Origin of the sequence: Stenotrophomonas sp. Ps181 (genome assembly GCF_025697425.1) — a bacterium.
Lineage (GTDB): Bacteria > Pseudomonadota > Gammaproteobacteria > Xanthomonadales > Xanthomonadaceae > Stenotrophomonas > Stenotrophomonas sepilia.
Genome location: NZ_JAHWBI010000003.1, coordinates 55587 through 80910 on the forward strand (window position 1 = coordinate 55587; position 25324 = coordinate 80910).

The window sequence follows — 25324 nt, forward strand, 5'->3', positions numbered from 1 at the left end:
ATCCGAATGCTGCTGGCCGGAGAGCCAAGGTGCCTCGTCAGCAGCCGCAGCCGACCGGGGGAGCGGTGCACGTTATGATGTGCGGGTCTTTCGTAACCGGCGATGCCGATGTCCCTTGCCGCCGATGCTGCGCAGCCGTCCCCTGATACGCCGATGATCCGCCGCCGCGATGCGGTAATAGCCGGCAATTGGCCGGACGGCACGCTGCCGTTGCTGGCGCGGCTCTATGCCAGCCGTGGCGCAGCTACACCGGAGTTGGCGCAGCCGAAGCTGGGCAATCTGCACGCGCCTGAGCTGCTGACCGGCATCGATGATGCGGTGGGTCTGCTGATCGAGGCCATCGCCAACGACAAGCGCATCCTGGTGGTTGGCGATTTCGATTGCGATGGCGCCACCGCCTGTGCAGTCGGCGTGCGTGGCCTGCGCATGCTCGGCGCGCAACACGTCTTCCACGCGGTGCCGAACCGCATGGTGCATGGCTATGGCCTGTCACCGTCGCTGGTGGAAGAGCTGGCCACGCTGCAGCCGGACCTGCTGGTCACGGTCGACCACGGTATTGCCTGCCATGCCGGTGTCACCGCGGCCAAGGCGCGCGGCTGGCAGGTGCTGGTCACCGACCATCACCTACCCGGGCCGCAGCTGCCGCCGGCCGATGTCATCGTCGATCCCAATCTCGACGGTGATGCCTTCCCCAGCAAGTCGCTGGCCGGCGTCGGCGTGATCTTCTACGTGCTGATGGCGCTGCGCCGGCAGATGCGCGAGGCCGGCGTCTTCGCCGATGGCAAGGGGCCAGACCTCACCACGCTGCTGGACCTGGTGGCGGTCGGCACCGTCGCCGACCTGGTGGCGCTGGATCCGAACAACCGCGCACTGGTCAGCGCGGGCCTGCGCCGCCTGCGCGCGGGGCAGGGCTGTGTCGGCCTGCGTGCGCTGATCGAAGCCAGCGGCCGTGATGCCGCGCGCCTCACAGCCACCGACATCGGCTTCGCGCTCGGCCCGCGCCTGAATGCCGCGGGCCGGCTGGAAGACATGGCGCTGGGCATCGCGCTGCTGCTGACCGAAGACCCGCGCCAGGCACGCGAGATCGCGCAGACGCTGGAGCAGATCAATTCGGAACGGCGCGCCGTGCAGCAGTCGATGACCGATGACGCCGAGCAGGCGTTGACCCGGGTGGTGCTGGACATGGCCGGTCAGCGACCGGTGGCGGCCTGCCTGTTCGATGCTGACTGGCATCCGGGCGTGGTCGGCCTGGTCGCGTCGAAGATGAAGGATCGCCTGCATCGCCCGGTGATCGCCTTCGCTCCGGCCGAACCCGGCGCCGACACCCTGCGAGGCTCGGCGCGCTCCATTCCCGGCCTGCACATCCGTGACGCCCTGGCGCTGGTCGATGCGCGCCATCCGGGCCTGGTCGAACGCTTCGGTGGCCACGCCATGGCGGCCGGGCTCAGCCTTCGGCGTGACCACGTCGATGACTTCAAGGCCGCCTTCGTCGCGGTGGTGCTGGAGATGCTCGATCCGGCGGCACTGCAGCAGCAGGTGCTCAGCGACGGCGAACTGGCCGCGGACGAGCTGGACCATCGCCACGCCGATGCGTTGCGCCTGGCCGGGCCGTGGGGCCAGGGTTTCCCCGAGCCACTGTTCGATGGCCACTTCGAAGTGGCCAACTGGCGCGTGCTGAAGGAGCGTCACCTGAAGCTGGAACTGCGCCTGCCGGGCGTGCCCGGCACGATCAACGCGATCCACTTCGGCGGCTGGCACGGCAACGCGCCATCACGTCACGTCCACCTGGCCTATCGTCTCGCCTGCGACGACTATCGCGGCGGCAGCGCCATCCAGCTGATCGTGGAGCACTGCCTGAGCGCATAGAAAAAGGGGACGGAGGGGATTAAGCCGCTTTTGCCTCGTTTGCCAGTTGCGACTTAATCCCCTCCGTCCCCTTTTTGGGTTTCCCAACCCCGTTACGGCTGCTGGTGCGTTCAAAGGTCCACGATCCCACTGGAGTCCGGTCATGGTCTTCGCCCGTTGCTGCACTGTGTTGTTGCTGGCCCTTGTGGCCTGGCCCGTTGGCGCACAGTCGCCGACGATCTCCCGGCCGCAGGCCGCCACGCCGCTGCTGATCGCGCCGGCGGCTGAGCAGCCGGTCCAATTACGACACGCCCGCATCGAAGGCGAGGTCCAGGCCGGCATCGCCCAGACCCGGATCACCCTGGAATTCCACAACCCGAACCGGCGCGTGCTGGAGGGTGAGCTGCAGTTCCCGCTGGCTGATGGCCAGCAGATCACCGGCTTCGCGCTGGATATCAACGGCGAGATGCGTGACGCGGTGCCTGTGCCCAAGGACCGCGGCCGCCAGGTGTTCGAGGAGATTGCCCGCCGTGGCGTTGATCCGGGCCTGCTGGAACAGACCGCCGGCAACCAGTTCCGTCTGCGCATCTATCCGCTGCCGGCCGGCGGCAGCCGCCGCGTGCAGCTGGTGATTCGCGAGCCGTTGGCCTTCGCCGGCCAAGGCTGGCAGTGGACGCTGCCGCTGCAGTTTGCCGCCGCTGCAGCCTCGGTTGAACTGAAACTGCAGGCCCCCGGCGCGACTACTGCAGGTGCGGCGCCGTTCCGCATCAGCGCGGGCCAGCTGCTGTGGCAGGGCAAGGGTGCGCAGTTGCCGAAGCAGCTGCAGTGGAGCCTGCCGGCAGCCCGCAAGGCGCAGGTGCAGGTGGCGCCCTGGCAGGACGGCCATTACCTGCTGGCGCAGCTGCCGGTGGCGGCCAGCAGCACGCCGCGCACGTTGCCCAGGGAGATCGGCCTGCTGTGGGACGGCTCCGGTTCGGCGGGCCAGCGCGATCGCACGCGCGAGTTCGCACTGCTGGACCGTTACTTCGCAGCGCTGGGTGACGGCACCGTGGCGTTGACCGTGCTGCGCGACCGCGCCGAGCCGGTACGCCGGTTCCGCATCCGCGCCGGCAACTGGAGTGAACTGCGCGCAGCCCTGCAGGCCGTGCGCCCGGACGGTGCCAGCGCGCTGGCACAGTGGCAGCCGCAGCCGGGCGTGAAGGAATACCTGCTGGTCAGCGATGGCCTGCTGACCTATGGGCCGGAACAGCTGCCGGCGATGGCGCCGGATCAGCGCCTGTTTGCGGTCAGCAGTGCCGGTGCGCGCACTGATGTCGTGCGGCTGCGTGGTTGGAGTGAGGCGCATGGCGGCCGCTTCGTTGCGCTGGGCAAGGATGTCGATTCGGCGGCGCGCGCGCTGCTGTCGTCGCCGCTGGATGTGCAGGTCGATGCGGGGCGCGGCGTGCAGGACGTGGTGATCGATCGTCGCAGTGAAGCCCAGGGCTGGCTGTGGCTGCATGCACGACTGGCGGCCGACGGTGTGCCGATGCGGGTGCGCGTGGGTGGCGGCGAATGGCAGGCGCTGCCCGCCACGCAGAAGAGCGACGACGGAGAGCTGCTGTCCGGCCTGTGGGCGCAGGCGCGCCTGCAGCAGCTGGCCGCCGACCGCCGTGGCAACCGCGAGGCGATGCAGCGCCTGTCCCAGCAGTTTGGCCTGGTGGGGCCGGATACCTCGCTGATCGTGCTGGAGACGCTGGAGGACTACCTGCGCTATGCGATCCGTCCGTCCGGCAGGCTGCGCGCCGAGTACGACGCCAGGTTTGCAGTGCAGGTAAGGGATCGCGCCGCTGCTGATCGCCAGCGCCTGGATGAAGTGGCCGCCCGCTGGAAGGAGCGCCAGCAGTGGTGGAGCCGTAGCTGGCCGAAGGATGCGCCGCCGCAGGCCAAGGAAATGGTGCTGGAGGTTGCATCCGCAGACTCTGCAGCCGAATCCGCCCCCGTGGCGATGCTGGCAGCCCCTGCGCCCGCGGCACCGCCCGCGCCTGCACCGATGGCCGCAGCGGCAGAACAGCGCATGCAGGCCAGCAGCGCACGCGCGCGTCGTCCGGCGCCCGCGTCGGAGAACGCACTGGATGCGATTGTGGTCACCGGCGGCACGGTCGATGCCGAGCTGGCCGCCAACGACGGCCAGCTCGGCATCCAGCTGGCGGCCTGGCAGCCGGACTCGGCCATCGCCCGGCGCCTGCGCCAGGGGCCGCCGTCGCAGCTCTATGGCCGCTATCTGGCCGAGCGCGATGCCCATGCCGACAGCAGCGCGTTCTTCCTCGATGTTGCCGACCTGCTGCTGGAGCAGGGCCAGCGCGAGCTGGCACTGCGCGTGTTGTCGAATCTGGCAGAGATGGATCTGGACAACCGCCACCTGCTGCGCGTGCTCGGTTACCGGCTGATGCAGGCCGACGCGCCCGCACTGGCGGTGCCGGTATTCGAGCAGGTGCTGGCGATGGGCCAGGAAGAACCGCAGAGCTTCCGCGACCTGGGCCTGGCGCTGGCAGCGGCAGGCAAGCCACAGCAGGCGCTGGCGCCGCTGTACCAGGTGGTGGTGCGGCCGTGGGACAGCCGCTTCGATGGCATCGCCCTGATTGCACTGGATGAGCTGACCAACCTGGTGGCCGGCAGCACGCCCCGGCTGGATACCACCGGCATCGACCCGCGCCTGCTGCAGCCGATGCCGCTGGACCTGCGCGTGGTGCTGTCGTGGGACGCCGACAACAGCGACATGGACCTGTGGGTGACCGACCCGAACGGCGAGCGCGCGTACTACGGCAACCGGCTGACCTACCAGGGCGGGCAAGTGTCGCAGGACTTCACCGGCGGCTACGGCCCCGAGCAGTTCTCGCTGCGCAATGCCAAGCCCGGCAAGTACAAGGTGGAGGCAAACTATTTCGGCAACCGCCAGCAGCTGGTGACCGGCGCTACGACCCTGATGCTGCGCCTGACCACCCATTGGGGCACGGCCAAGCAGAAGGACCAGATGGTGACGATGCGGCTGAAGGACCGCGCGGAAACCGTGCTTGTGGGCGAGTTCGAGGTGCGTTGATCGATCCCAGACGTATGTGGAGTCGGGCCTGCTCGACCGCTTTGGTATGGAGCCGAGCCCATGCTCGGCTCATGGCAGAGGCAGCCGAGCGCGGGCTCGGCTCTACAACCGAGCAGCGTGTGCAACCGGCGACGCTGGCGGATTCGCACGCAGGCCGAACAGCGGCCGCAGCCAGCGCACGCGGCGGATCAGCAGCTCATGGATCAGCAGGCAGCTGCCGACGGTGCCACCCAGCAGCAGCGCCGGTTCCAGCCATGGGCCCAACTGAAGTGGCTTGAGCCAGAACAGCAGGGCGATGATCAGGCTCTGGTGCAGCATGTACCACGGATAGATCGCCTCGGTGCAGTACGGCAGCCAGTGGAACGGGCGGTCGAGGAAGACTTTGCCCCAGCCGAGGATGCTCAGCAGCGCGGTCCAGACGTACAGCGACTGGCTGGCCCGGCCCTGCAGGTCCCAGAACGGTTCGGGCCATTGCCGCAGCGGGGAATCGGCGGGCAGCACCTGGCCGAGGATGCGCAACCCCAGATACCAGCCAACGGCAGCCAGTGCCAGCCATAGCGTGGTGCGGCGCAGGGCGACCACGCGCTCCCAGAACACCGGCTCACGACCCAGCAGGTAGCCCGCCAGGAATACCGTTGCGTACTTCGCGTGCTGGTACCAGTCGCTGAGCAGGGCGTTGGTGGACGGGTAGATCGGCTCCAGCCAGATCACCCAGGCCAGCAGCAGGGCGGACGGAAGGCCGATCAGCAGCACAGGCGATGCTGCGCAGAGCGCCATCGCGCGGCGAACCACCGCCGTTCCCAGCAATGGCATCAACAGGGCCAAGGCCAGCGTGTAGTTCCAAAGATAGGCCAAGTACCACAGATGGTTCCAGGTGATGCCGTACTGCCAGCCGGCGAAGCTGCCTTCCGGCCACGGCCGCACCTGCCAGTAGCGCAGCAGGAAGTGGCCGAAGCCGGGCGCCACGTGGCCGTTGGCCACGCCTTCGCAATAGGGCTGGATCGGCACGATCACGAACATGCCGAACAGCAGCGGCAGCAGCAGCCGCCAGGTGCGCAGGGCGGCGAAGCGCAGCAACCTGCCTTCCGGCCGCATCAGGGCGATGGCGATACCCGAGATCAGGAACAGCAGCGACATCCGCCAGCGGTTGACGAACAGCATCGGCCACTGCAGCCATTCGGCGGTATGCACGCTCTTGAGGTGAAAGCCCCAGTCGTCCACGTAGGCCATGGCGGTGTGGTAGAGGATCAGCAGGGCGAAGGCGAACACGCGCAGGGCGTCGATGTCGTGGCGTCGGGTCATGGAAGTGGTGTGCCGGAAGGTCGAGCCAAGGTGACGCCGCCCGGCCCGTGCAGCCACTGCCGAGGGGCCGCCGGAACCCGCGCAGTGACCAATGGCGGGGGTGGCGGGACCAATGGAGCCGCTACCCTTGGTCCCTTGAGGCAGGCTGGAGCACCGCAACGACATGGATGCAGCAATGACCCAGGGCCGACCACCGCGCTGGCGCACGTCAACCCGCCTGCTGGTCTGGGCGGCGGTCCTGTCGGCTTCAGCAGTGACCAATGCGCTGGTGGAAGTGATGGACGCCAGTCGCCGCGGCGCCGATCTCGGGCTGTGGGAGCCAATGGTCTGGGAGTTCAGCAGCCTCGGCCTGGTCCTGTTGACCCTGCCGCTGCTGTGGTGGGGCTGCGAGCGCTGGCCGCTGCACGCCGACACCTGGACGCGGCGGCTGCCGCTGTATCTGTTGGCCAGTGTCGGCTGGTCGTTGCTGCATGTGGCGGGGATGATCCTGCTGCGGCATGTGGCCTACGCGTCGCTGGGCTACCGCTACCAGGACGACGCCGGTTTGTTGGAGCGTTTTGCCTACGAGTATCTGAAGGATGTGCGCACGTTCGCGATGTTCGTGGCGCTTGAGCACTTTGCCAGCTGGTTCGGCAGGCGTAGGCAGGGCGAGGCGAGCCTGCTGGCCGAGCCCGACGTCGGGCCGCCGGTGGAGCCGGTCGAGCGCCCCCAGCACTTCCTGGTGCGCAAGCTGGGCAAGGAATTCCTGGTGGCCACCGCCGACGTGGAGTACGCCCAGGCGGCGGGGAATTACGTGAACCTGCGGGTGCGCGGCCACGATTATCCGCTGCGGATCACCATGGCGGCGCTGGAGCAGCGGCTGGACCCGGGCGAGTTCCTGCGCCCGCACCGCAGCTGGCTGATCCACCGCGGCCAGTTGCGCTCGATCGAGCCGCTGGACGGTGGCGAGGCCCTGCTGCACATGGCCGACGGGGCGAAAGTGCCCTGCAGCCGGCGCCAGTTGCCGCTGCTGCGGCAGGCGCTGGGGGCAGGGTGAGGCCTCATTCCGGGCATCCCCGGCCTGCGGTATCATTACCAGTCATCTTTTGAATGCATAACCGCCGACATGATCGAACTGAATCCTGTCCGCCAGCGCATCACCGATCTGACTGATCGCGTGCTGTCGCTTCGGGGGTATCTTTGACTACGACGCCAAGAAAGAGCGTCTTGAAGAAGTAACGCGGGAGCTGGAAAGCCCCGATGTCTGGAACAACGCCGAGTACGCCCAGAACCTGGGCCGCGAGCGTTCCAGCCTGGAAAAGACCGTGGGCGGCATCGCCTCGGTGCTCGATGGCCTGAACGACGCCACCGAACTGCTGGAGCTGGCCGAGTCCGAGCAGGACGAGGAGACCGCACTGGCCGTGGTTGCCGATCTGGACAAGCACCAGGCGCACGTGGAGAAGCTGGAGTTCCAGCGCATGTTCTCCGGCGAGATGGACAATGCGGCCGCGTTCGTCGACATCCAGGCCGGTGCCGGTGGCACCGAAGCCCAGGACTGGGCCGAGATCCTGCTGCGCATGTACCTGCGCTGGTGCGAGTCGCGCGGCTGGAAGACCGAGCTGATGGAAGTCTCCGGTGGCGACGTCGCCGGCATCAAGTCCGCCACGCTGCGCGTGGAAGGCGACTATGCCTACGGCTGGCTGAAGACCGAGACCGGCGTGCACCGCCTGGTCCGCAAGTCGCCGTTCGACTCGGACAACCGCCGCCATACCAGCTTCACCTCGGTGTTCGTGTCGCCGGAGATCGATGACAACATCGACATCACCATCAACCCGGCCGACCTGCGTACCGACGTGTACCGTTCGTCCGGTGCCGGTGGCCAGCACGTCAACAAGACCGAGTCGGCGGTGCGTATCACCCACATCCCGACCAACATCGTCGTGGCCTGCCAGACCGGCCGCAGCCAGCACCAGAACCGCGACAACGCGATGAAGATGCTGGCGGCCAAGCTGTACGAGCTGGAGATCCAGAAGCGCAACGCCGAGAAGGATGCGGTGGAAGCCACCAAGTCCGACATCGGTTGGGGCAGCCAGATCCGCAATTACGTGCTGGACCAGAGCCGTATCAAGGACCTGCGTACCGGCATCGAGCGTTCGGATACGCAGAAGGTGCTGGACGGCGACCTGGACGAGTTCGTCGAGGCCAGCCTGAAGGCCGGCCTGGCCGTGGGCTCCAAGCGCGTCGATGCCTGATCGACGCGCCTGCGTGGAGATCATCACCCTCGCGCGCAACGCCGAGGGTGGCTGAACTGGTTTTTTGTAGAGCCGAGCCACGCTCGGCTGCTTTTCGCGAGCTGGCGGACGCGTCGAGCATGGCTCGACGCTACAAAGGGTAGGACGGGCCGATGATGCGCAGCGAAAGTGAACGCAAGGAACTCGGCGGCTTCCTCAAGGCCTGCCGCGCCCGTGTCGACCCCGCCACGCTCGGCCTGCCGGCCGGGCGCCGGCGTACCCCGGGCCTGAAACGCGAGGAAGTCGCGCTGGCGATCGGGGTCAGCGTCAGCTGGTACACCTGGATCGAGCAGGGCCGTGAAGTGCGCGCCTCGCCCGAGGTGCTGGAGCGCCTGGCGCAGGTGCTGCGCATGAGCGACGACGAGCGCGCCTATGCGTTTGCGCTGTCCGGCTACGGCGTGCCGCTGGAGTCACCGGACGAGAGCGTGACCGATGGCCTGCGCCAGTTGGTGGAGGCGATGCAGCCGATCCCGGCCTACGTGCGCAACACCCGCTTTGACATCCTGGCCTGGAACCCGGCCATTGCCGAGCTGTTCGTGGACTACAGCCAACTGGCGCCGCATGAGCGCAACACGCTGCGGCTGATGTTCCTGTACCCGCCATACCGCACATTGATCCTCAACTGGGAAGAAATGACCCGCGGCCTGCTGGCCGGCTTCCGCGCGGCGATGGCGCAGGCGCCGGACAAGGCGCCGTTCCTGGCGCTGGTGGAGGACATCGCGGCGCACAGCGAGGAGTTCCGCCAGTGGTGGCCGGAGCACGATGTGCGCCGGTTCGATGAAGGGGCGAAGAAGCTGAACCACCCCACGCGCGGGTTGCTGGACCTGCAGTACGTGGCGCTGGTGCCGGAGAGCCGGCATGACCTGTCACTGGTGACCTACCTGCCGCGGAAGTAGGGGGTGTTCGGCAGGGCTGCGCCCTGCACCCGCAGAGGCCGAAGCAACGGCAACAGCAAAGGCGGGCATTCGGTGGGATGGCGGGGCGGTGTGGGTTGGCAGGACACGCCGTAAACCCGCCCATGGGGGCTCGATGGCGCCATCCATGGCGCCAACGGTCCTGCCAACCCACACCGCCCCGCCTCAGACAAATTTCGCGCGGCCGTTGGTAGGTGTCGACCTTGGTCGACACATCTGTCAGCTATCGAAAGAAATTCCGGGGTCAGATCCCAAGAGTATTCCCGACAGATCGCAGAACTCTGTCGAAGGCGGGGTGGGTCCGGTTGCGGGGGCGTGAGCCGCATGGATGCGGCGACCGAGCTTACATGGATGTACTTGCAGCGTCCCCCTCAACCGGACCCACCCCGCCAACCCACGGAATGCCAGCTTCTGCCGTTGCCGTTGCCTTGGCTTGGCTTGAAGCCTCTGCGGGTGCAGGGCGCAGCCCTGCCAAGAGCCCCATTCAGGCAGGTAAGTGCAAGTCACAGGATAAGCAGACGCCTTGTTGCCTCCGCCAATCGGGTCCACATTCCTGTGCAGAAGACGGGCCGCTGCCCGTTGCCGAGACAACAGGAGCCCTGCATGTCCGCTGCCCCCACCACCGCCATTTCCCGCGATCCGGCCACCGGCCAGCAGATCGCCAGCCATCCCTTCGCCACCGATGCCGAGCTGGAAACGATCCTCGACCGCGGCCAGGTCGGCTTTGCGGCCTGGAGCGTCAAGAGCCTCGAACAGCGCGCAGACGTACTGCGAGCGATGGCCGCCGTACTGCGGCGTGACCGCGAGAAGCTGGCCGCGCTGGCCACTGCCGAAATGGGCAAGGTCCAGGCTGAAGCGCTGGCCGAAATCGAGAAATGTGCCGTGCTGTGCGACTGGTACGCGGACCACGGCGCGCAGTTCCTGCGCGACGAACCGACCCAGGTGCCCGACGACAAGGCTTACGTGTCCTACCTGCCGCTGGGCGTGGTGCTGGGCATCATGCCGTGGAACTTCCCGTACTGGCAGGTGATGCGCGCGGCGGTGCCGATCCTGATGGGCGGCAACGGCTTCCTGTTGAAGCCGGCCGAGAACATCGTCGGTACCGCGCAGCTGCTCGACGCCGCCTGGCGCGATGCCGGGCTGCCGGAAGGCACCTTCATCGCCGCCAACATCAGCCGCGAGGGCACCAGCCGCGCGATCGCCGATGACCGCATCGCCGCAGTGACCCTGACCGGCAGCGTGGCCGCAGGCCGCAGCATCGCCGCCCAGGCCGGGCAGGCGCTGAAGAAGGTGGTGCTGGAGCTGGGTGGCTCGGATCCGTTCATCGTGCTGGCCGACGCCGATCTGGACGCCGCCGTTGATGCGGCGGTGGCCTCGCGCTTCCAGAACACCGGGCAGGTCTGCATCGCCGGAAAGCGCATCATCGTCGAAGACGCGGTCTACGATCGTTTCGTGGCGCAGTTCTGCCAGAAGGTGCAGGCACTGACCATCGGCGATGGCCGCGACCCGGCCAACCGCATCGGGCCGATGGCACGCCAGGACCTGCTGGAACAGTTGGACGCGCAGGTGCGCGCCTCGGTCGACGCAGGCGCGCAGCTGCTTGTCGGTGGCCATCAGCTCGATCGCCCGGGCGCGTTCTATGCGCCCACCGTGCTGGCGGACGTGGAGCCGGGCATGCAGGCCTTTGATACGGAAACGTTCGGGCCGGTGGCCTCGATCAGCCGCGCCCGCGATGCCGACCATGCGGTGGAACTGGCCAACCAGAGCGAATTCGGCCTCAGCGGCAACCTCTGGACCGGCGACCGCGCCCGAGCGATGCAGCTGGCACGCCGGCTGCAGACCGGCGGCGTGTTCGTCAACGGCTTCTCCGCTTCAGACCCGCGCGTGCCGATCGGCGGCGTGAAGAAGAGCGGCTTCGGCCGCGAGCTCTCGCACTTCGGCATCCGTGAATTCGTCAACGCGCAGACAGTGTGGTTCGACAAGCATTGACGCGCGGCTCTCATTCCTCCTGCAACGATCCACCATCAGTCCAGCACAAAGGACGGCATCCGATGTCCAAGGGTTCAGATCTGCTCGTCGCCGCACTTGAGAACGAAGGCGTAGAGCGCATTTTCGGTATTCCCGGCGAAGAAAACCTCGACGTGGTCGAGTCGCTCCGCCATTCCAGCATCGAGCTGGTCATCACCCGCCACGAACAGGCAGCGGTGTTCATGGCGGCCACCTATGGCCGCCTGACCGGCAAGGCGGGCGTGTGCCTGGCCACGCTCGGTCCGGGCGCGCTCAACTTCACCACCGGCGCCGCCTATGCGCTGCTCGGTGCGTGGCCGGTGATCATGATCACTGGCCAGAAGGGCATCGTCGCCAGCAAGCAGGCGCGCTTCCAGATCGTCGACATCGTCGGCACGATGAAGCCGCTGACCAAGCAGGCGCGGCAGATCGTCTCGGCACGCACCATCCCGACCATCGTCCGCGAGGCGTTCCGTGTCGCCCAGGAAGAGCGCCCGGGCCCAGTGCTGCTGGAACTTCCCGAAGACATCGCCGCCGATGAGGTCGAAGGCGTGGCGCTGGTTCCGCCGCACGCGGTGGATCGTCCCATCGCCAGCCCGGAAGCGCTGGATCGGGCGGCAGAGACCATCCGCAACGCCCGGCGTCCGCTGCTGATGATCGCTTCGGCGGCGTCGCGGCCGCAGTCCAGCGAGGCGCTGTCGGCGTTCGTGCTGCGCGCCGGCATTCCGTTCTTCACCACGCAGATGGGCAAGGGCGCGGTCGCCGGGGGCTCGGGCCTGTACATGGGTACCGCAGCGCTCACCGAGCGTGATTACGTGCACATGGCGATCGACCAGGCCGACGTGATCGTGACCATCGGCCACGAGGTCACCGAGAAGCCGCCGTTCGTGATGCGCCCGGGTGGGCCGACCGTGATCCATATCGGCTACTCGCAGGCGGCGGTGGAACAGGTGTACTTCCCGCAGGTCGAGGTGATCGGCGACATCGGCCGTTCGCTGACCCAACTGGCCGACCGCATCGAAGGCGCGGTGCCGAATGCCGCTGCGCTGCTGCCGCTGCGCGCGACCATCCTCGAGCACCTGGCCGACCGTGCCGAAGAGGCCCGGTTCACCCCGCAGCGGCTGGTGCACGACGTGCGCCAGGTGATGCCGCCGGACGGCATCGTGGCGCTGGACAACGGCATGTACAAGATCTGGTTTGCGCGCAACTACCGCACCCAGGTGGCCAACACGCTGTTGCTGGACAACGCGCTGGCGACCATGGGCGCGGGCCTGCCGTCGGCGATCATGGCCTCGATCCTGTACCCGCAACGACGAGTGCTGGCGGTGTGTGGCGACGGTGGATTCATGATGAACAGCCAGGAGCTGGAGACAGCGCGCCGGCTGGGCCTGAACCTGGTGGTGCTGATCCTCAACGACGGCGCCTACGGCATGATCCGCTGGAAGCAGGCGGTGGATGGCTTCACCGACTACGGCATGACCTTCAGCAACCCGGATTTCGTGAAGTACGCGGAGGCCTACGGCTGCAAGGGCCACGAGGTGACCGCCATCGAGCAGTTCATCCCGACCCTGCAGGCGGCCTTCAACGAGGGCGGGGTGCACCTGGCGTCGGTACCGGTCGATTACTCGGAGAACCAGCGGGTGCTGGTGGACGAGCTGCGGCAGGCGTTCCCCGGCAACGGGTAGACATCCAGAGTCCAGGTGAGGGCCCGGGCGGGGTCAGATCCCTTTGCGCAGCAGAGGGATCTGACCCCTCTCCCGGCTGGGGCTGGGCGGTTTTGGTATGCTGGGCAACCGGCTGTGCCGGGCGCTGCATCCCCCCTCACTACACGATTCCCGCAGATCCATGAGCGAAGCTACCGATACCCCCCCCGTCGACGAGAACAAGTTGATCGCCGAGCGCCGTGAGAAACTCAAAGCGCTGCGTGGGCAGGGCATCGCGTACCCGAACGATTTCCGTCGTGAGGACTTCGCCGGCCGCCTGCAGGAAGAATTCGCCGATGCCGAAACTTGGACCGCCGAGGCGCTGGAAGGCAACGGCCGCCAGGTGAAGATGGCCGGCCGCCTGATGGCCAAGCGCATCATGGGCAAGGCCAGCTTCGCGCAGATCCAGGACGAGTCCGGCCGCATCCAGCTGTTCCTGCAGGGCGCGGTGCTGGGCGATGCCTATACCGCCTTCAAGGGCTGGGACGTGGGCGACATCATTGCCGTCGAAGGCGGCCTGACCCGTACCAAGACCGGCGAGCTGTCGGTCAAGGCCGAATCGATCCGCCTGCTGACCAAGTCGCTGCGCCCGCTGCCGGACAAGTGGCATGGCCTGGCCGACGTCGAGCAGCGTTACCGCCAGCGTTACGTCGACCTGATCGTCACCCCGGAGTCGCGCGCGGTCTTCATCAAGCGCTCGAAGATCATCCGCGCCATGCGTGCGTGGCTGGACAACCGCGACTTCCTGGAAGTCGAGACGCCGATGATGCATTACATCCCCGGCGGCGCGGCGGCCAAGCCGTTCACCACCCACCACAACGCGCTGGACCTGGACCTGTACCTGCGCGTGGCGCCGGAGCTGTACCTCAAGCGACTGACCGTGGGCGGCCTGGAGCGCGTGTACGAGATCAACCGCAACTTCCGCAACGAAGGCGTCAGCACCCGCCACAATCCGGAATTCACCATGATGGAGCTGTACGAGGCCTATGCCACGTACAACGAGATCATGGACCTGACCGAAGGCGTGATCCGTGACGTGGCCAAGACGGTCAACGGCAGCACCGAGGTCGAGTGGGACGGTGCGAAGATCGACCTGGGCCCGGCGTTCCGCCGCTGGCGCATGGACGAAGCCGTGCGCCACCACAACCCGGAAATCTCGGTTGCCGACTGCACCGACCGTGACGCGCTGCTGCGCCATTGCGAGCGCTTGAACATCCGCGTCAAGCCGTCCTACGGCTGGGGCAAGCTGCTGCTTGAGATCTTCGAGGCCACCGTCGAGCACACCCTGATCCAGCCGACCTTCATCACCGACCATCCGGTGGAAGTCTCGCCGCTGGCCCGTGCCAACGACAATGATCCGGGCTACACCGACCGCTTCGAGCTGTTCGTCAACGGCAAGGAGCTGGCCAATGGCTTCTCCGAGTTGAACGACCCGGAAGACCAGGCCCAGCGCTTCCAGGCCCAGGTGGCCGCGAAGGAAGGTGGCGACGACGAGGCCATGCACTACGACGCCGACTACATCCGTGCGCTGGAGTACGGCATGGCCCCGACCGGCGGCCTGGGCATCGGCGTCGATCGTCTGGTGATGCTGCTGACCGGCAGCAGCTCGATCCGCGATGTGCTGCTGTTCCCGTACATGCGTCCGGAGCACTAAGTCACCTTTTTGACTCCCGATTGTGCGCGCCGTCCCGAAACGAGACGGCGCGATTGACGCGTCCCGCACTCGGCGTATCGTAATTGCACTACCTTGACGCCTGTTATGGCTTGATCGGCGTCAGGGGAAGGCACGGTGTGGGGAGTCCGCTTCACATTGTGATGACGATCATGAATCGGGATGCACGACACGGGAGTCAGGCCGATGCAGGGTGCGAGCGTTCGCAGCGGCAGAGTATCCTCGCCTGCTGATGATCCAGCGTGGTCGAAAAACCAGGCAGAGTACGCGTTGAATATCGTCATCGTTGATGACCAGACTTCCGCCCGGACGATGCTGCGTCACGTCATCGAAGACATCGCGCCGGAACTGAGCGTGTATGACTTCGGCGATCCGCTGACCGCATTGGCCTGGTGCGAAGCCCATCCGGTCGATCTGCTGCTGCTCGATTACCGCATGCCGGAGATGGACGGGCTGGAATTCGCTCGTCGTTTCCGTCGGCTGCCCAAGCACCGCGACATTCCGGTGATCCTGATCACCGTGGTCGGTGACGAGCCGATCCGGCAGGCGGCACTGGAAGCAGGGGTCATCGACTTCCTGGTCAAGCCGATCCGCCCGCGCGAACTGCGTGCGCGCTGCTACAACCTGCTGCAGCTGCGCCAGCAGACCGAGAACGTGAAGCAACGGGCGCTGTCGCTGGAGCAGCGCCTGCTGGCCAGCATGCATGAGGTCGAAGAGCGGGAGCGCGAAACGCTGTCGCGGCTGGCGCGCGCGATCGAGTTCCGTGATGCCGGCACCAGCGCCTACCTGGAGCGCATGGCACGTGTGGCCGGCCTGATTGCCGAACAGCTCGGGCTGCCCGAGGAGGAGGTGCGCCTGATCGAAATGGCTGCGCCGCTGCATGACATGGGCAAGATTGCCATTCCCGATGCGGTGCTGCTCAAGCAGGGCAAGCTCAACGAGGAGGAGCTGGCGATCATGCGCCGGCACCCGCGGATTGGCCATGAACTGCTGAGCGGCAGCCAGAATCGTTTCATCCAGGTTGGCGCGTTGATCGCACTGCGTCATCATGAGCGCTACGACGGCAGCGGCTATCCCGATGGGCTGGTCGGCGATGCGATTCCGCTGGAAGCGCGCATCGTGGCTGTCGCCGATGTCTTCGACGCCCTGATTTCGCCCCGTCCGTACAAGGAAGCATGGACCATGGAAGCCACCCTGGCTTATCTCTACGCCCAGCGTGGCCGGCTGTTCGATCCCCGATGCGTGGACGCGCTGCTGCGCGGCCGCGAACAGCTGGACCAGATCTGCGCCGAGCATTCGATGGCGTCCGCGCGCCCGGGGCTGGGCGCGTGAAACGGCTGTTGTCGCGGCTGCGGCTGCGCCTGTCCCAGCGCCAGGACAGCGAACACGGCCAGCAGATCGTCCGTATTGTCCTGATCAGCCTGATCCTGGCCTATGTGCTGTTGCCGGCGCCGCGCCACGACCTGCCGCACACGCAGTACGTGGGCGTGCTGGCGATCGTATTGACCGGCCTGAGCCTGTCGCTGCTGCTGTTCGGCTGGCTGCTGTGGCGGCCGGCGCGTTCCGATCCCCGCCGCGTGCTGGGCATGCTCGCCGACTATGGCCTGATCGCTGCCGGCATGGTGCAGATGGGCGAGCCCCTGGCCTGGGTCTACATCGTGGTGATGTGGGTGACGGTCGGCAACGGCATGCGCTTCGGCAACCACTACCTGTACGTGGCGGTGGCGATGGCGATGGTGAGCTTCGGTTGCACGGTGCTGCTGACGCCTTACTGGCAACAGAATTTCCGTCTGGCCATCGGCCTCTGGCTCGGCCTGGCGGCGGTGCCGCTGTACTTCTCGACACTGCTGCGGCAGCTGACCGAAGCGATGGCCGAGGCGCGCCGTGCCAGCGAGGCCAAGAGCCGTTTCCTGGCCAACATGAGCCACGAGTTCCGCACGCCGTTGAACGGCCTCAACGGCATGACCGAAGTGCTGGCGACCACGCGCCTGGACGATGAGCAGCGCGAGTGCCTCAACACCATCCAGGCGTCGTCGCGCAGCCTGCTGGCGCTGGTGGAGGAAGTGCTGGACATCTCGGCCATCGAGGCCGGCAAGCTGCGCGTGGTGGCCGAAGACTTCGCCGTGGCCGACGTGATCCAGGCGATCGGGCTGATCCTGTTGCCGCAGGCCAAGGCCAAGCGCCTGGATTACCGGGTGAAGGTCGCCGATGGCGTGCCGCCACGCGTGCGCGGAGACGTCGGGCACCTGCGGCAGATCCTGCTGAACCTGGCCGGCAACGCGGTCAAGTTCACCGATCACGGCCGGGTCGAAATCCGTGTCAGCGTGGTGCAGGCCGATACCAGTGGCGCGGTGCGGCTGCGCTTCGACATCCTCGACACCGGCATCGGCGTGGCCCCGGCCATGCGTGCGCGGCTGTTCGATGCCTTCGAGCAGGCTGACGTCAGCATGGCGCGTCGCCACGAGGGCACCGGGCTGGGCACAACCATCGCCAAGGGCCTGGTCGAAGCAATGGACGGCGATATCGGCTATCTGGAAAACCCGCCTCGCGGCAGCCACTTCTGGGTCGAGCTGCCGTTCGCGCCGCCGCAGCCGCAGGTGCCGGGTGCGGTGCCGAGCCTGACCGGCGACGACGACGTGGGGCCGGGCGGCAACGTGATCGCATTTGCCGACCCGTTCCTGCGCCATCGCGCCCGCGTGCGCAGCATGCAGATCCTGGTGGCCGACGACCACGAGGCCAACCGCATGGTCCTGCAGCGCCTGCTGCAGAAGGCCGGGCATCGCGTGCTGTGCGTGGATGGCGGTGAGGCGGTGCTGGATGCGCTGGCCGACAGTGAGTTCGACGCGGTCATTGTCGACCTGCACATGCCGGGCATGAGCGGGCTGGACATGCTGAAGGAGTTGCGGGTGATGCAGGCCGGCGGCGGACCGCGCACGCCGGTGCTGGTGCTCAGCGCCGATGTCACGCCCGAGGCGATCCAGCGCTGTACCCAGGCTGGGGCGCATGCGTTCCTGGCCAAGCCCGTGGTGGCGGTGCGCCTGCTCGACACGCTGGCCGAGATCGCCAGCAACGCCCAGCTGAAGACCATGGCCGCACCGGTGGTGCGACCGATGGCGCTGCAGGATGGGGTGCTCGACAGCAGCGTGCTGGACGAGCTGGCCTCGCTGGGCATGGGCGAGGGATTCGAACGTGAGTTCATCCGCCAATGCCTGGAGGACGTGGCGGGCTGCATGGGCAAGGCCGAGCAGGCCGGTGAGGCCACGCGGTGGGATGTGTTCCGCGAACAATCCCACGCGATCAAGGGCGTGGCCAGCAACCTCGGCCTGATGCGCGCGTCCAACCGTGCCGGCGAGCTGATGCGGATGGCCGACTGGCAGCTGAAGACCGAATGGCGCACGCGCCTGGGCATCCTGCAGGAGGCGATCAAGGAAGGCCGGCGTGCACTGGAGGCACGGGCCGAACGCCGGCTGCGCGGCGCTGCCGACGATGGCGAGGCGCGCTGAACCACGGCATGGTCCATAAAAAAAGCCCGGTGGCCAACCGGGCTTGAACCCATCCTGGGGGAGGGATGAATCAGGCTGCGTCGAGGCTGGCGCGACGGGTCTGGGCCTTGATCAGGCGATCCATGGTGCGCAGCGAGCGGTCGCCGAGTGCGAGGGCGGAATCGACCCATACCTTGGTGATCTCCAGCAGTTCGTCGTAGCTGACCGGCTGGGCGATGGCGCGTGCGGCGTTCATCGCCAGATAGGACTGCGGCGTGCGCTGCTGCTGGCGGATCAATTCTTCTACCGCCGCCCGGCCTTCGCCCTTCTTCACCAGTATGTCGACCACGCCCATCGCATGCATTTCCTCGGCGCTGTAGACCCGGCCGTCGAGGATGATCTTCTCGGCCAGATGCGGCGACACCCGGCGGCACAGGAAGGAATAGGCGCCCATGCCCGGGAACAGGCCGAACAGCACCTCCGGCAGGCCCAGTCCGCTGCCTTCCTCGGCGACGATGGTGTGGCAGGCCAGGGCCATTTCCAAGCCACCGCCGAGGGCGTCGCCCTGGATCAGCGCGATCGAACGGACATCACCGCCGAACCCGGTATGCAGGTGGTGCACGCCCTCCACGCAGCGCTGGGCGTAGTTCAGCAGGAGGTCGCGGTTGCCTTCGCGGATCAGGCGGGTGAACAGGTCCAGGTCGCCACCCAGGTTGTAGGCGACGGCATCGGAGGCGAGCACGAAATGCCGCAATGTTCCGTTGTGTCGTTCGGCAGGGCTGCGGGTGATGGCCGCCATGTAGCTCCACATTTCGTCGAGCATGTCCTTGCGGCAGCAGGGGCGGATCCCGGTGGTGGCATCGGCGTGCATGAACAGCCAGTGGGCAGCGCCGTCGGCGCTGTCTTCGGTACGGATGGTGGCGAACGGTGAGCCGCTTGAAGGCAGCTTTTCGATGGTACTCATGGAAGGGTCCTCGGCATGCGGCCCGCAGTGTCAGGTGGGTGGCCGGCGGGCCGAACGGTCCACACACGCGGCGATGCTACACCGCCCCAGGGGCGTCGCATGCGAAAGGGCCCGGGACGTTTCCGCCCCGGGCCCGGTGCCGTTCAAATTGCCGAAAACCCTTACTGGGCGGGCGTATCGCGGAGTTCGCGACGGAGGATCTTGCCGACATTGGTCTTCGGCAGCTCCTTTCGGAATTCAACGATTTTGGGATGCTTGTAGCCGGTCAGGTTGGCCCGGGCATGCTCCTTGACCATTTCGGCGGTCAGGTTCGGGTCCTTCTTCACGATGACCACCTTCACCACCTCGCCGGACTTGTCGTCCGGGACACCGACCGCGGCCACTTCCAGCACGCCCGGCATCATCGCGATCACGTCCTCGACTTCATTCGGGTACACGTTGAAGCCGGACACCAGGATCATGTCCTTCTTGCGGTCGACGATGTAGAAGAAGCCGTGTTCGTCCATCTTCGCCATGTCGCCGGTATGCAGCCAGCCGTCGGCATCGATCGCCTTGGCGGTTTCCTCCGGGCGCTGCCAGTAGCCCTTCATCACCTGCGGGCCCTTGATGCAGAGCTCGCCGACCTCGCCCAGCGGCAGGATGGCGCTGTTGTCGTCCTTGATGCAGGCATCGGTGGACGGGATCGGCAAGCCGATCGAGCCGTTGTATTCGGTCAGGGTGAGCGGGTTTATGCAGGCCGCCGGTGAGGTCTCGGTCAGGCCATAGGCCTCGACCAGGGTCACCCCGGTGACCTTCTTCCAGCGCTCGGCCACGGCACGCTGCACCGCCATGCCACCGCCCAGGGTGACCTTCAGCGAGGAAAAGTCGACCGTGTCGAAGCCGGGGGTGTTGAGCAGGCCATTGAACAGCGTGTTGACGCCGGTGATGGCGGTGAAACGCACCGACTTGAGCTCCTTGACGAAGCCCTTCATGTCCCGCGGGTTGGTGATCAGGTGGTTGCAGCCACCGAACTTCATGAAGACCAGCCCGTTCGCGGTCAGTGCGAAGATGTGGTACAGCGGCAGGGCGGTGATGATCCACTCCTTGCCCATCTCGATGCCCGACGCACTGATCCAGGCCGAGGCCTGCTGCATGTTGGCGATCAGGTTGCGGTTGGTCAGCATCGCGCCCTTGGCCACGCCGGTGGTGCCGCCGGTGTACTGCAGGAACGCAATGTCGTCGTGGTCGATCTCGACCTTGGGCAGGCTGTGGCGGCTGCCGATCTTGAGCGCCTGGCGGAAGCGCACCGCGCCCTTGAGATGGTAGTTGGGCACCATCTTCTTGATGTACTTCAGCACGAAGTTGACGATCACGCCCTTGGCGCCAAGCAGGTCGCCCAGGCCGGTGGTGACCACGTGCTTGACCGGCGTATCGGCGATGACCTGCTCGACGGTGTCACCGAAGTTGTCGACCACCACCAGCGCGGTCACGCCGGCATCGACCAGCTGGTGCTTGAGCTCGCGCGCGGTGTACAGCGGGTTGACGTTGACCACGGTCAGGCCGGCGCGCAGCACGCCGAAGGTGGCCACCGGGTACTGCAGGCAGTTGGGCATCATCAGGGCGACGCGGTCGCCCTTCTTGAGCTTGAGCTCTCCCAGCAGGTAGGCCGCGAACTGATTGACCAGCGCGTCGGTCTCGCCATAGGTGAGGACCTTGCCGAAGCTGGAGTAGGCAGGACGGTCGCGGAACTTCGCGACGGAAGCGTCGAAGACCGAAGCTACCGAATGGAACTCGTTGACGTCGATTTCGGCGGGAACGCCTTTCGGATAGCTCTGCAGCCAGGGACGATCCAGACTCATATTCCCCCTCCAGGAATCGTGATGTATTAGGTTCCGACCCTGAGCGTATCGACAACGGCCGGTCATTGCAGCATACCCCGCCGTAGGGAAAACGCGAAGAGGCCCCGAAGGGCCTCTTTGCTGGGTCGTGCCGGCCGCTGGCCGGCATCTGCGCTCGATAGGCGATCCGGCGGATGCCGGCCAGCGGCCGGCACTACCGTGGCCCCAAGCGGGCCGCCTGCGTCAACCCTGCTTTCGCACCGGTGCGCCGTTGGCCTTGTAGTACGGCGCGGTGCTGCGGGCCAGCGGGGTGCGGCCACGGATCACATCGGCAAGCTTCTCAGCCATCATGATGGTCGGCGCGTTGAGGTTGCCGGTCACCACCTGCGGCATGATCGAGGCATCGACGATGCGCAGGCCTTCCAGCCCGTGAACGCGACCCTGGCCATCGACCACCGCCATCGGGTCGTCGGCATGGCCCATCTTGTTCGAGCAGGACGGGTGGTAGGCGGTCTCGGCATGCTCGCGCACGAATGCATCGATCTGCGCGTCGGTCTGCAGTGCACTGCCCGGCGAGATCTCGCGGCCGCTGTACGGGGCCAGCGCCGGCTGCGCGAAGATTTCGCGGGTGATGCGGATCGCCGCGCGGAATTCGCGCCAGTCCTGCTCGTGCGACATGTAGTTGAACAGGATGCTCGGATGTTCGCGCGGATCCTTCGAGCGCACGTGGATGCGGCCACGGCTGGGCGAGCGCATCGAGCCGACGTGCATCTGGAAGCTGTGCGCCTTGATCGGGTTGGAGCCGTTGTAATTGATCGCCACCGGCAGGAAGTGGTACTGCAGGTTCGGCCAGTCGAATTCGGCGTCGCTGCGGATGAAGCCACCGGCCTCGAACTGGTTGCTGGCGCCGATGCCGGTGCCCAGGAACAGCCACTCGGCACCGATCGCCGGCTGGTTGTACAGCTTCAGCGCCGGAGCCAGCGAGACCGGCTTCTTGCACTCGTACTGCAGGTACATCTCAAGGTGGTCCTGCAGGTTGGCGCCGACGCCCGGCAGGTGGTGCACCAGGTCGATGTCCAGACTGCGCAGCAGGTCGGCCGGGCCGACGCCCGAGCGCTGCAGGATCTGCGGCGAGGCGATGGCGCCGCCGCACAGCAGCACCTCGCGGCGGGCGGTGGCACGCTGCGGCTGGTCGTTGTGCAGCCACTGCACGCCTACCGCACGCTTGCCCGAGAACAGGATGCGGTCGGTCAGCGCGTGGGTGACGATGGTCAGGTTCGGGCGCGGCTTGGCCAGGTCCAGGTAACCACGGGCGGTGCTGGAGCGACGGCCCTTCGGGGTCACCGTGCGGTCCATCGGGCCGAAGCCTTCCTGCTGGTAGCCGTTGAGATCGTCGGTGCGCGGGTAGCCGGCCTGCACGCCGGCCTCGACCATCGCAGCGAACAGTTCGTTGTTGCCGGCCTTGGGCGTGGTCACGCGCAGCGGGCCGTCACCGCCGTGGTAGTCGTTGGGGCCGATGTCGCGGGTTTCGGCCTTGCGGAAGTAGGGCAGGCAGTCGAGGTAGGTCCAGTCTTCCAGGCCGGGCATGCTGGCCCAGTTGTCGTAGTCCATCGCATTGCCACGGATGTAGCACATGCCGTTGATCAGCGACGAGCCACCCAGGCCCTTGCCGCGGCCGCAGTCCATGCGGCGGTTGTTCATGAAGGGCTCCGGATCGGTCTTGTACGCCCAGTTGTAGCGCTTGCCCTGCAGCGGGAAGGCCAGTGCGGCCGGCATCTGGGTACGGAAGTCGAACCGGTAGTCCGGGCCACCGGCTTCCAGCAGCAGCACGCTGACATCGGCATCTTCAGTGAGGCGGGTGGCCAGCACGTTGCCGGCCGAGCCTGCGCCGATGATGATGTAGTCGTACTCGTTATGGGTGCTCATGGGTGTCTCCTGCAGGCCGCGGCGCACTGCGGGCAGGCGTCGCGGCGGAATGTCGGATCGGCGCGGTGGCCGGACGAGGGTGCTGGCTGGCGGCGCGCCGGTCAGAACACGCTGGCGTAGTCGCCCAGCTCGACCTGCACCGACTTGATGCGGGTGTAGTGGCCGAGGGTGGAGATGCCGTTCTCACGGCCGACGCCGGATTCCTTGTAGCCACCGACCGGCATTTCGGCCGGCGATTCACCCCAGGTGTTGATCCAGCAGATGCCGGCTTCCAGGCGATGGATGATGCGGTGGGCGCGGCTGATGTCCTTGCTGACCACGCCGGCGGCGAGGCCGAAGGTGGTGTCGTTGGCACGACGCACCACTTCGTCTTCGTCGTCGTAGGCGAGGATGCTCATCACCGGCCCGAAGATCTCCTCCTTGACGATGGTCATGTCATCGCGGCAGTCGGAGAACACGGTCGGCAGCACGTAGGCACCGTTGGCCAGCGCGCCTTCGGTGGCACGGCCGCCGCCGGTCAGCAGGCGGGCGCCTTCGGCCTTGCCGCTCTCGATGTAGCGCAGCACGTTTTCCATGTGCGGGAAGCTGGTCAGCGGGCCGAAGTTGGTCTCGGCGGCCATCGGGTCGCCGATGCGGATGCGCTTGACGCGCTCGACCACGGCCGCCTCGAATGCGGCCAGCATGCTGCGCGGCACGAACACGCGGGTGCCGTTGGTGCAGACCTGGCCGGAGCTGAAGAAATTGGCCATCACCGCGATGTCGGCGGCGCGGTCCAGATCGGCGTCATCGCAGATCACCAGCGGCGACTTGCCGCCCAGTTCCATGGTCACTTCCTTCAGCGACGAGGACGCGGCGCTGGCCATGACCTTCTTGCCGGTGGCGACGCCGCCGGTGAAGGAGATCTTCTCGATCACCGGGTGCTCGGTCAGCCACTGGCCGATCTCGCGGCCCGGGCCCTGCACGACGTTGAACACGCCGGCCGGCACGCCGGCTTCGGTATAGATCTCGGCCAGCTTGATCGCGGTCAGCGGGGTGACTTCGGAGGGCTTGAACACCATCGCGTTGCCGGCGGCCAGGGCCGGGGCCGACTTCCACATGGCGATCTGGATCGGGTAGTTCCAGGCGCCGATGCCGGCCACCACGCCCAGCGGTTCGCGGCGGGTGTAGAAGAAGCTCGATTCGCGCAGCGGCAGCTGGATGCCTTCGATGGCGGTGGCCAGTCCCGCGTAGTACTCGACCACGTCGGCGCCGGTGACGATGTCCACGGTGGTGGTCTCGGCCAGTGCCTTGCCGGTGTCCAGGGTTTCCAGGTGGGCCAGTTCGTCGTTGCGCTCGCGCAGGATCTCGACGGCGCGGCGCAGGATGCGCGAGCGCTCCATCGCGGTCATCGCGGCCCAGACCTTCTGGCCCTCGGCCGCGCTCTGCACGGCGCGCTCGACGTCGGCCTGGCTGGCAACCTGCACTTCGGCAATCACCTCACCGGTGGCCGGGTTGACGGTCTTGAAGGTCTTGCCGCTGGTGGCATCGACGCGCTGGCCGTGGATGTAGAGCTGTTGGACGGGCAGGGTGGTCATGGGGCGTACTCCTTGGAAGGGGGCGGGTGCTGAAGCGCTTATAGCGCGGCAGCCTGCAACTGGAAGTCGATGTAGCCGTAAGCGATGCGCCGGGACTTCTCGGCGTTGAACTGGCCGCCGACCAGGCTGCCGCGCAGCCACAGGCCGTCGATCATCGCGGCCAGGCCACGGGCGGCCAGGCGGGCCTGCGGATGGGGCAGCAGGCGGTTGAACTGGTGGCACAGGTTGGAGAACAGGCGCTGGTCGTTGGCGCGCTGCAACCGGGCCAGTTCCGGCTGATGCATGCTGGCGGCCCAGAAGGTGAGCCAGACGCGCATCGCGGTACCGTTGATCTGGCTGTCGTCGAAGTTGCCATCGACGATGGCACGCAGCTGCTCGCGCGGGTCATCGCTGGCCTCGGCGCGGTAGCGGGCGACGGCGTCCTTCAGTTCGCGCAGGATCTGCCGCATTGCCGCATTGAGCAGGCCGTCCTTGTCGCCGAAGTAGTGGGCGACGATGCCGCTGGACAGCCCTGCCTTCTTCGCGATGGTGGCGACGGTCGCATCGGCCATGCCGATCTCGTCGATGGTCTGGAAAGTGGCCCGGATCAGCTGTTCGCGCCGTACCGGTTCCACGCCTTTCTTCGGCATTGTCTCTCCACGGTTTGCGACCCGAAGGATCGGGCTGCCCGCCATTATGCTTTTTATTGATTGAACGTTCAATCAATAAACCCTAGGATGCGCTCGCGCCCCACGCCATGGGCCCGGTTTACCGGTCCGGCCCCGCCCATGTG

Annotated in this window: 16 protein-coding genes; 10 read left to right on the forward strand and 6 right to left on the reverse strand. The window is 66.9% G+C overall.

Going from position 1 to position 25324, the window contains the following annotated elements; translation table 11 throughout:
- Nucleotides 1–108 precede the first annotated feature (108 nt).
- On the forward strand, nt 109–1866 hold the full coding sequence (recJ, locus tag KXV01_RS07220) for a single-stranded-DNA-specific exonuclease RecJ (protein WP_111097146.1): 1758 nt from the start codon (nt 109–111) through the stop codon (nt 1864–1866).
- Nucleotides 1867–2008: 142 nt separating this feature from the next.
- Nucleotides 2009–4921, forward strand: a complete 2913-nt coding sequence (locus KXV01_RS07225; protein ID WP_263467638.1) for a VIT domain-containing protein — start codon at nt 2009–2011, stop codon at nt 4919–4921.
- 102 nt (nt 4922–5023) lie between these two features.
- On the opposite strand, the gene KXV01_RS07230 is transcribed toward KXV01_RS07225, so the two are convergent.
- On the reverse strand, nt 5024–6223 hold the full coding sequence (locus KXV01_RS07230; protein ID WP_099487485.1) for an acyltransferase family protein: 1200 nt from the start codon (nt 6221–6223) through the stop codon (nt 5024–5026).
- Between the two features lie 175 nt (nt 6224–6398).
- On the opposite strand from KXV01_RS07230, the gene KXV01_RS07235 reads away from it, so the two are divergent.
- From KXV01_RS07235 to KXV01_RS07270, 8 genes are all read left to right on the forward strand, one after another.
- Nucleotides 6399–7259, forward strand: coding sequence for a LytTR family DNA-binding domain-containing protein (locus KXV01_RS07235; RefSeq protein ID WP_049441139.1), 861 nt, complete (start codon nt 6399–6401; stop codon nt 7257–7259).
- Between the two features lie 69 nt (nt 7260–7328).
- Nucleotides 7329–8454, forward strand: a protein-coding gene (prfB, locus tag KXV01_RS07240; protein WP_099479803.1) for a peptide chain release factor 2 whose coding sequence is annotated in 2 segments (ribosomal slippage) — nt 7329–7403 and nt 7405–8454 — 1125 coding nt in all. Because the reading frame shifts where the segments join, the coding sequence is not laid out codon by codon here.
- Between the two features lie 152 nt (nt 8455–8606).
- A complete protein-coding gene (locus KXV01_RS07245) occupies nt 8607–9389 on the forward strand; it encodes a helix-turn-helix transcriptional regulator (protein ID WP_008267447.1) in 783 nt (260 codons plus the stop codon).
- A 621-nt stretch (nt 9390–10010) separates the two neighbouring features.
- Nucleotides 10011–11396: an NAD-dependent succinate-semialdehyde dehydrogenase gene (locus KXV01_RS07250; protein WP_049413959.1), complete on the forward strand. Its 1386-nt coding sequence runs from the start codon at nt 10011–10013 to the stop codon at nt 11394–11396.
- A 62-nt stretch (nt 11397–11458) separates the two neighbouring features.
- Entirely contained in the window at nt 11459–13099 is a 1641-nt protein-coding gene (locus tag KXV01_RS07255) for an acetolactate synthase large subunit (protein WP_263467639.1), read from the forward strand.
- 160 nt (nt 13100–13259) lie between these two features.
- Nucleotides 13260–14771: a lysine--tRNA ligase gene (lysS, locus tag KXV01_RS07260; RefSeq protein ID WP_263467640.1), complete on the forward strand. Its 1512-nt coding sequence runs from the start codon at nt 13260–13262 to the stop codon at nt 14769–14771.
- Between the two features lie 204 nt (nt 14772–14975).
- Complete coding sequence (locus KXV01_RS07265) at nt 14976–16121, forward strand: two-component system response regulator (protein ID WP_049435901.1); 1146 nt, start codon at nt 14976–14978, stop codon at nt 16119–16121.
- Nucleotides 16118–18292, forward strand: coding sequence for a response regulator (locus tag KXV01_RS07270; protein ID WP_049439292.1), 2175 nt, complete (start codon nt 16118–16120; stop codon nt 18290–18292). The genes KXV01_RS07265 and KXV01_RS07270 overlap by 4 nt, the downstream gene beginning before the upstream one ends.
- A 70-nt stretch (nt 18293–18362) precedes the next feature.
- Here the strand turns inward: KXV01_RS07270 and KXV01_RS07275 are convergent, their stop codons facing one another.
- The 5 genes from KXV01_RS07275 to betI all read right to left on the reverse strand — a co-directional run bounded on the left by KXV01_RS07275 (nt 18363) and on the right by betI (nt 25181).
- Nucleotides 18363–19235: a crotonase/enoyl-CoA hydratase family protein gene (locus tag KXV01_RS07275; protein ID WP_263467641.1), complete on the reverse strand. Its 873-nt coding sequence runs from the start codon at nt 19233–19235 to the stop codon at nt 18363–18365.
- Between the two features lie 161 nt (nt 19236–19396).
- Nucleotides 19397–21073, reverse strand: a complete 1677-nt coding sequence (locus KXV01_RS07280) for a long-chain fatty acid--CoA ligase (RefSeq protein WP_053499432.1) — start codon at nt 21071–21073, stop codon at nt 19397–19399.
- Between the two features lie 222 nt (nt 21074–21295).
- Nucleotides 21296–22978: a choline dehydrogenase gene (betA, locus tag KXV01_RS07285; protein WP_021202070.1), complete on the reverse strand. Its 1683-nt coding sequence runs from the start codon at nt 22976–22978 to the stop codon at nt 21296–21298.
- A 101-nt stretch (nt 22979–23079) separates the two neighbouring features.
- Entirely contained in the window at nt 23080–24552 is a 1473-nt protein-coding gene (gene betB / locus KXV01_RS07290; RefSeq protein WP_099495847.1) for a betaine-aldehyde dehydrogenase, read from the reverse strand.
- A 38-nt stretch (nt 24553–24590) separates the two neighbouring features.
- Nucleotides 24591–25181, reverse strand: coding sequence for a transcriptional regulator BetI (betI, locus tag KXV01_RS07295; protein ID WP_049413944.1), 591 nt, complete (start codon nt 25179–25181; stop codon nt 24591–24593).
- Between the last annotated feature and the right edge of the window lie 143 nt (nt 25182–25324).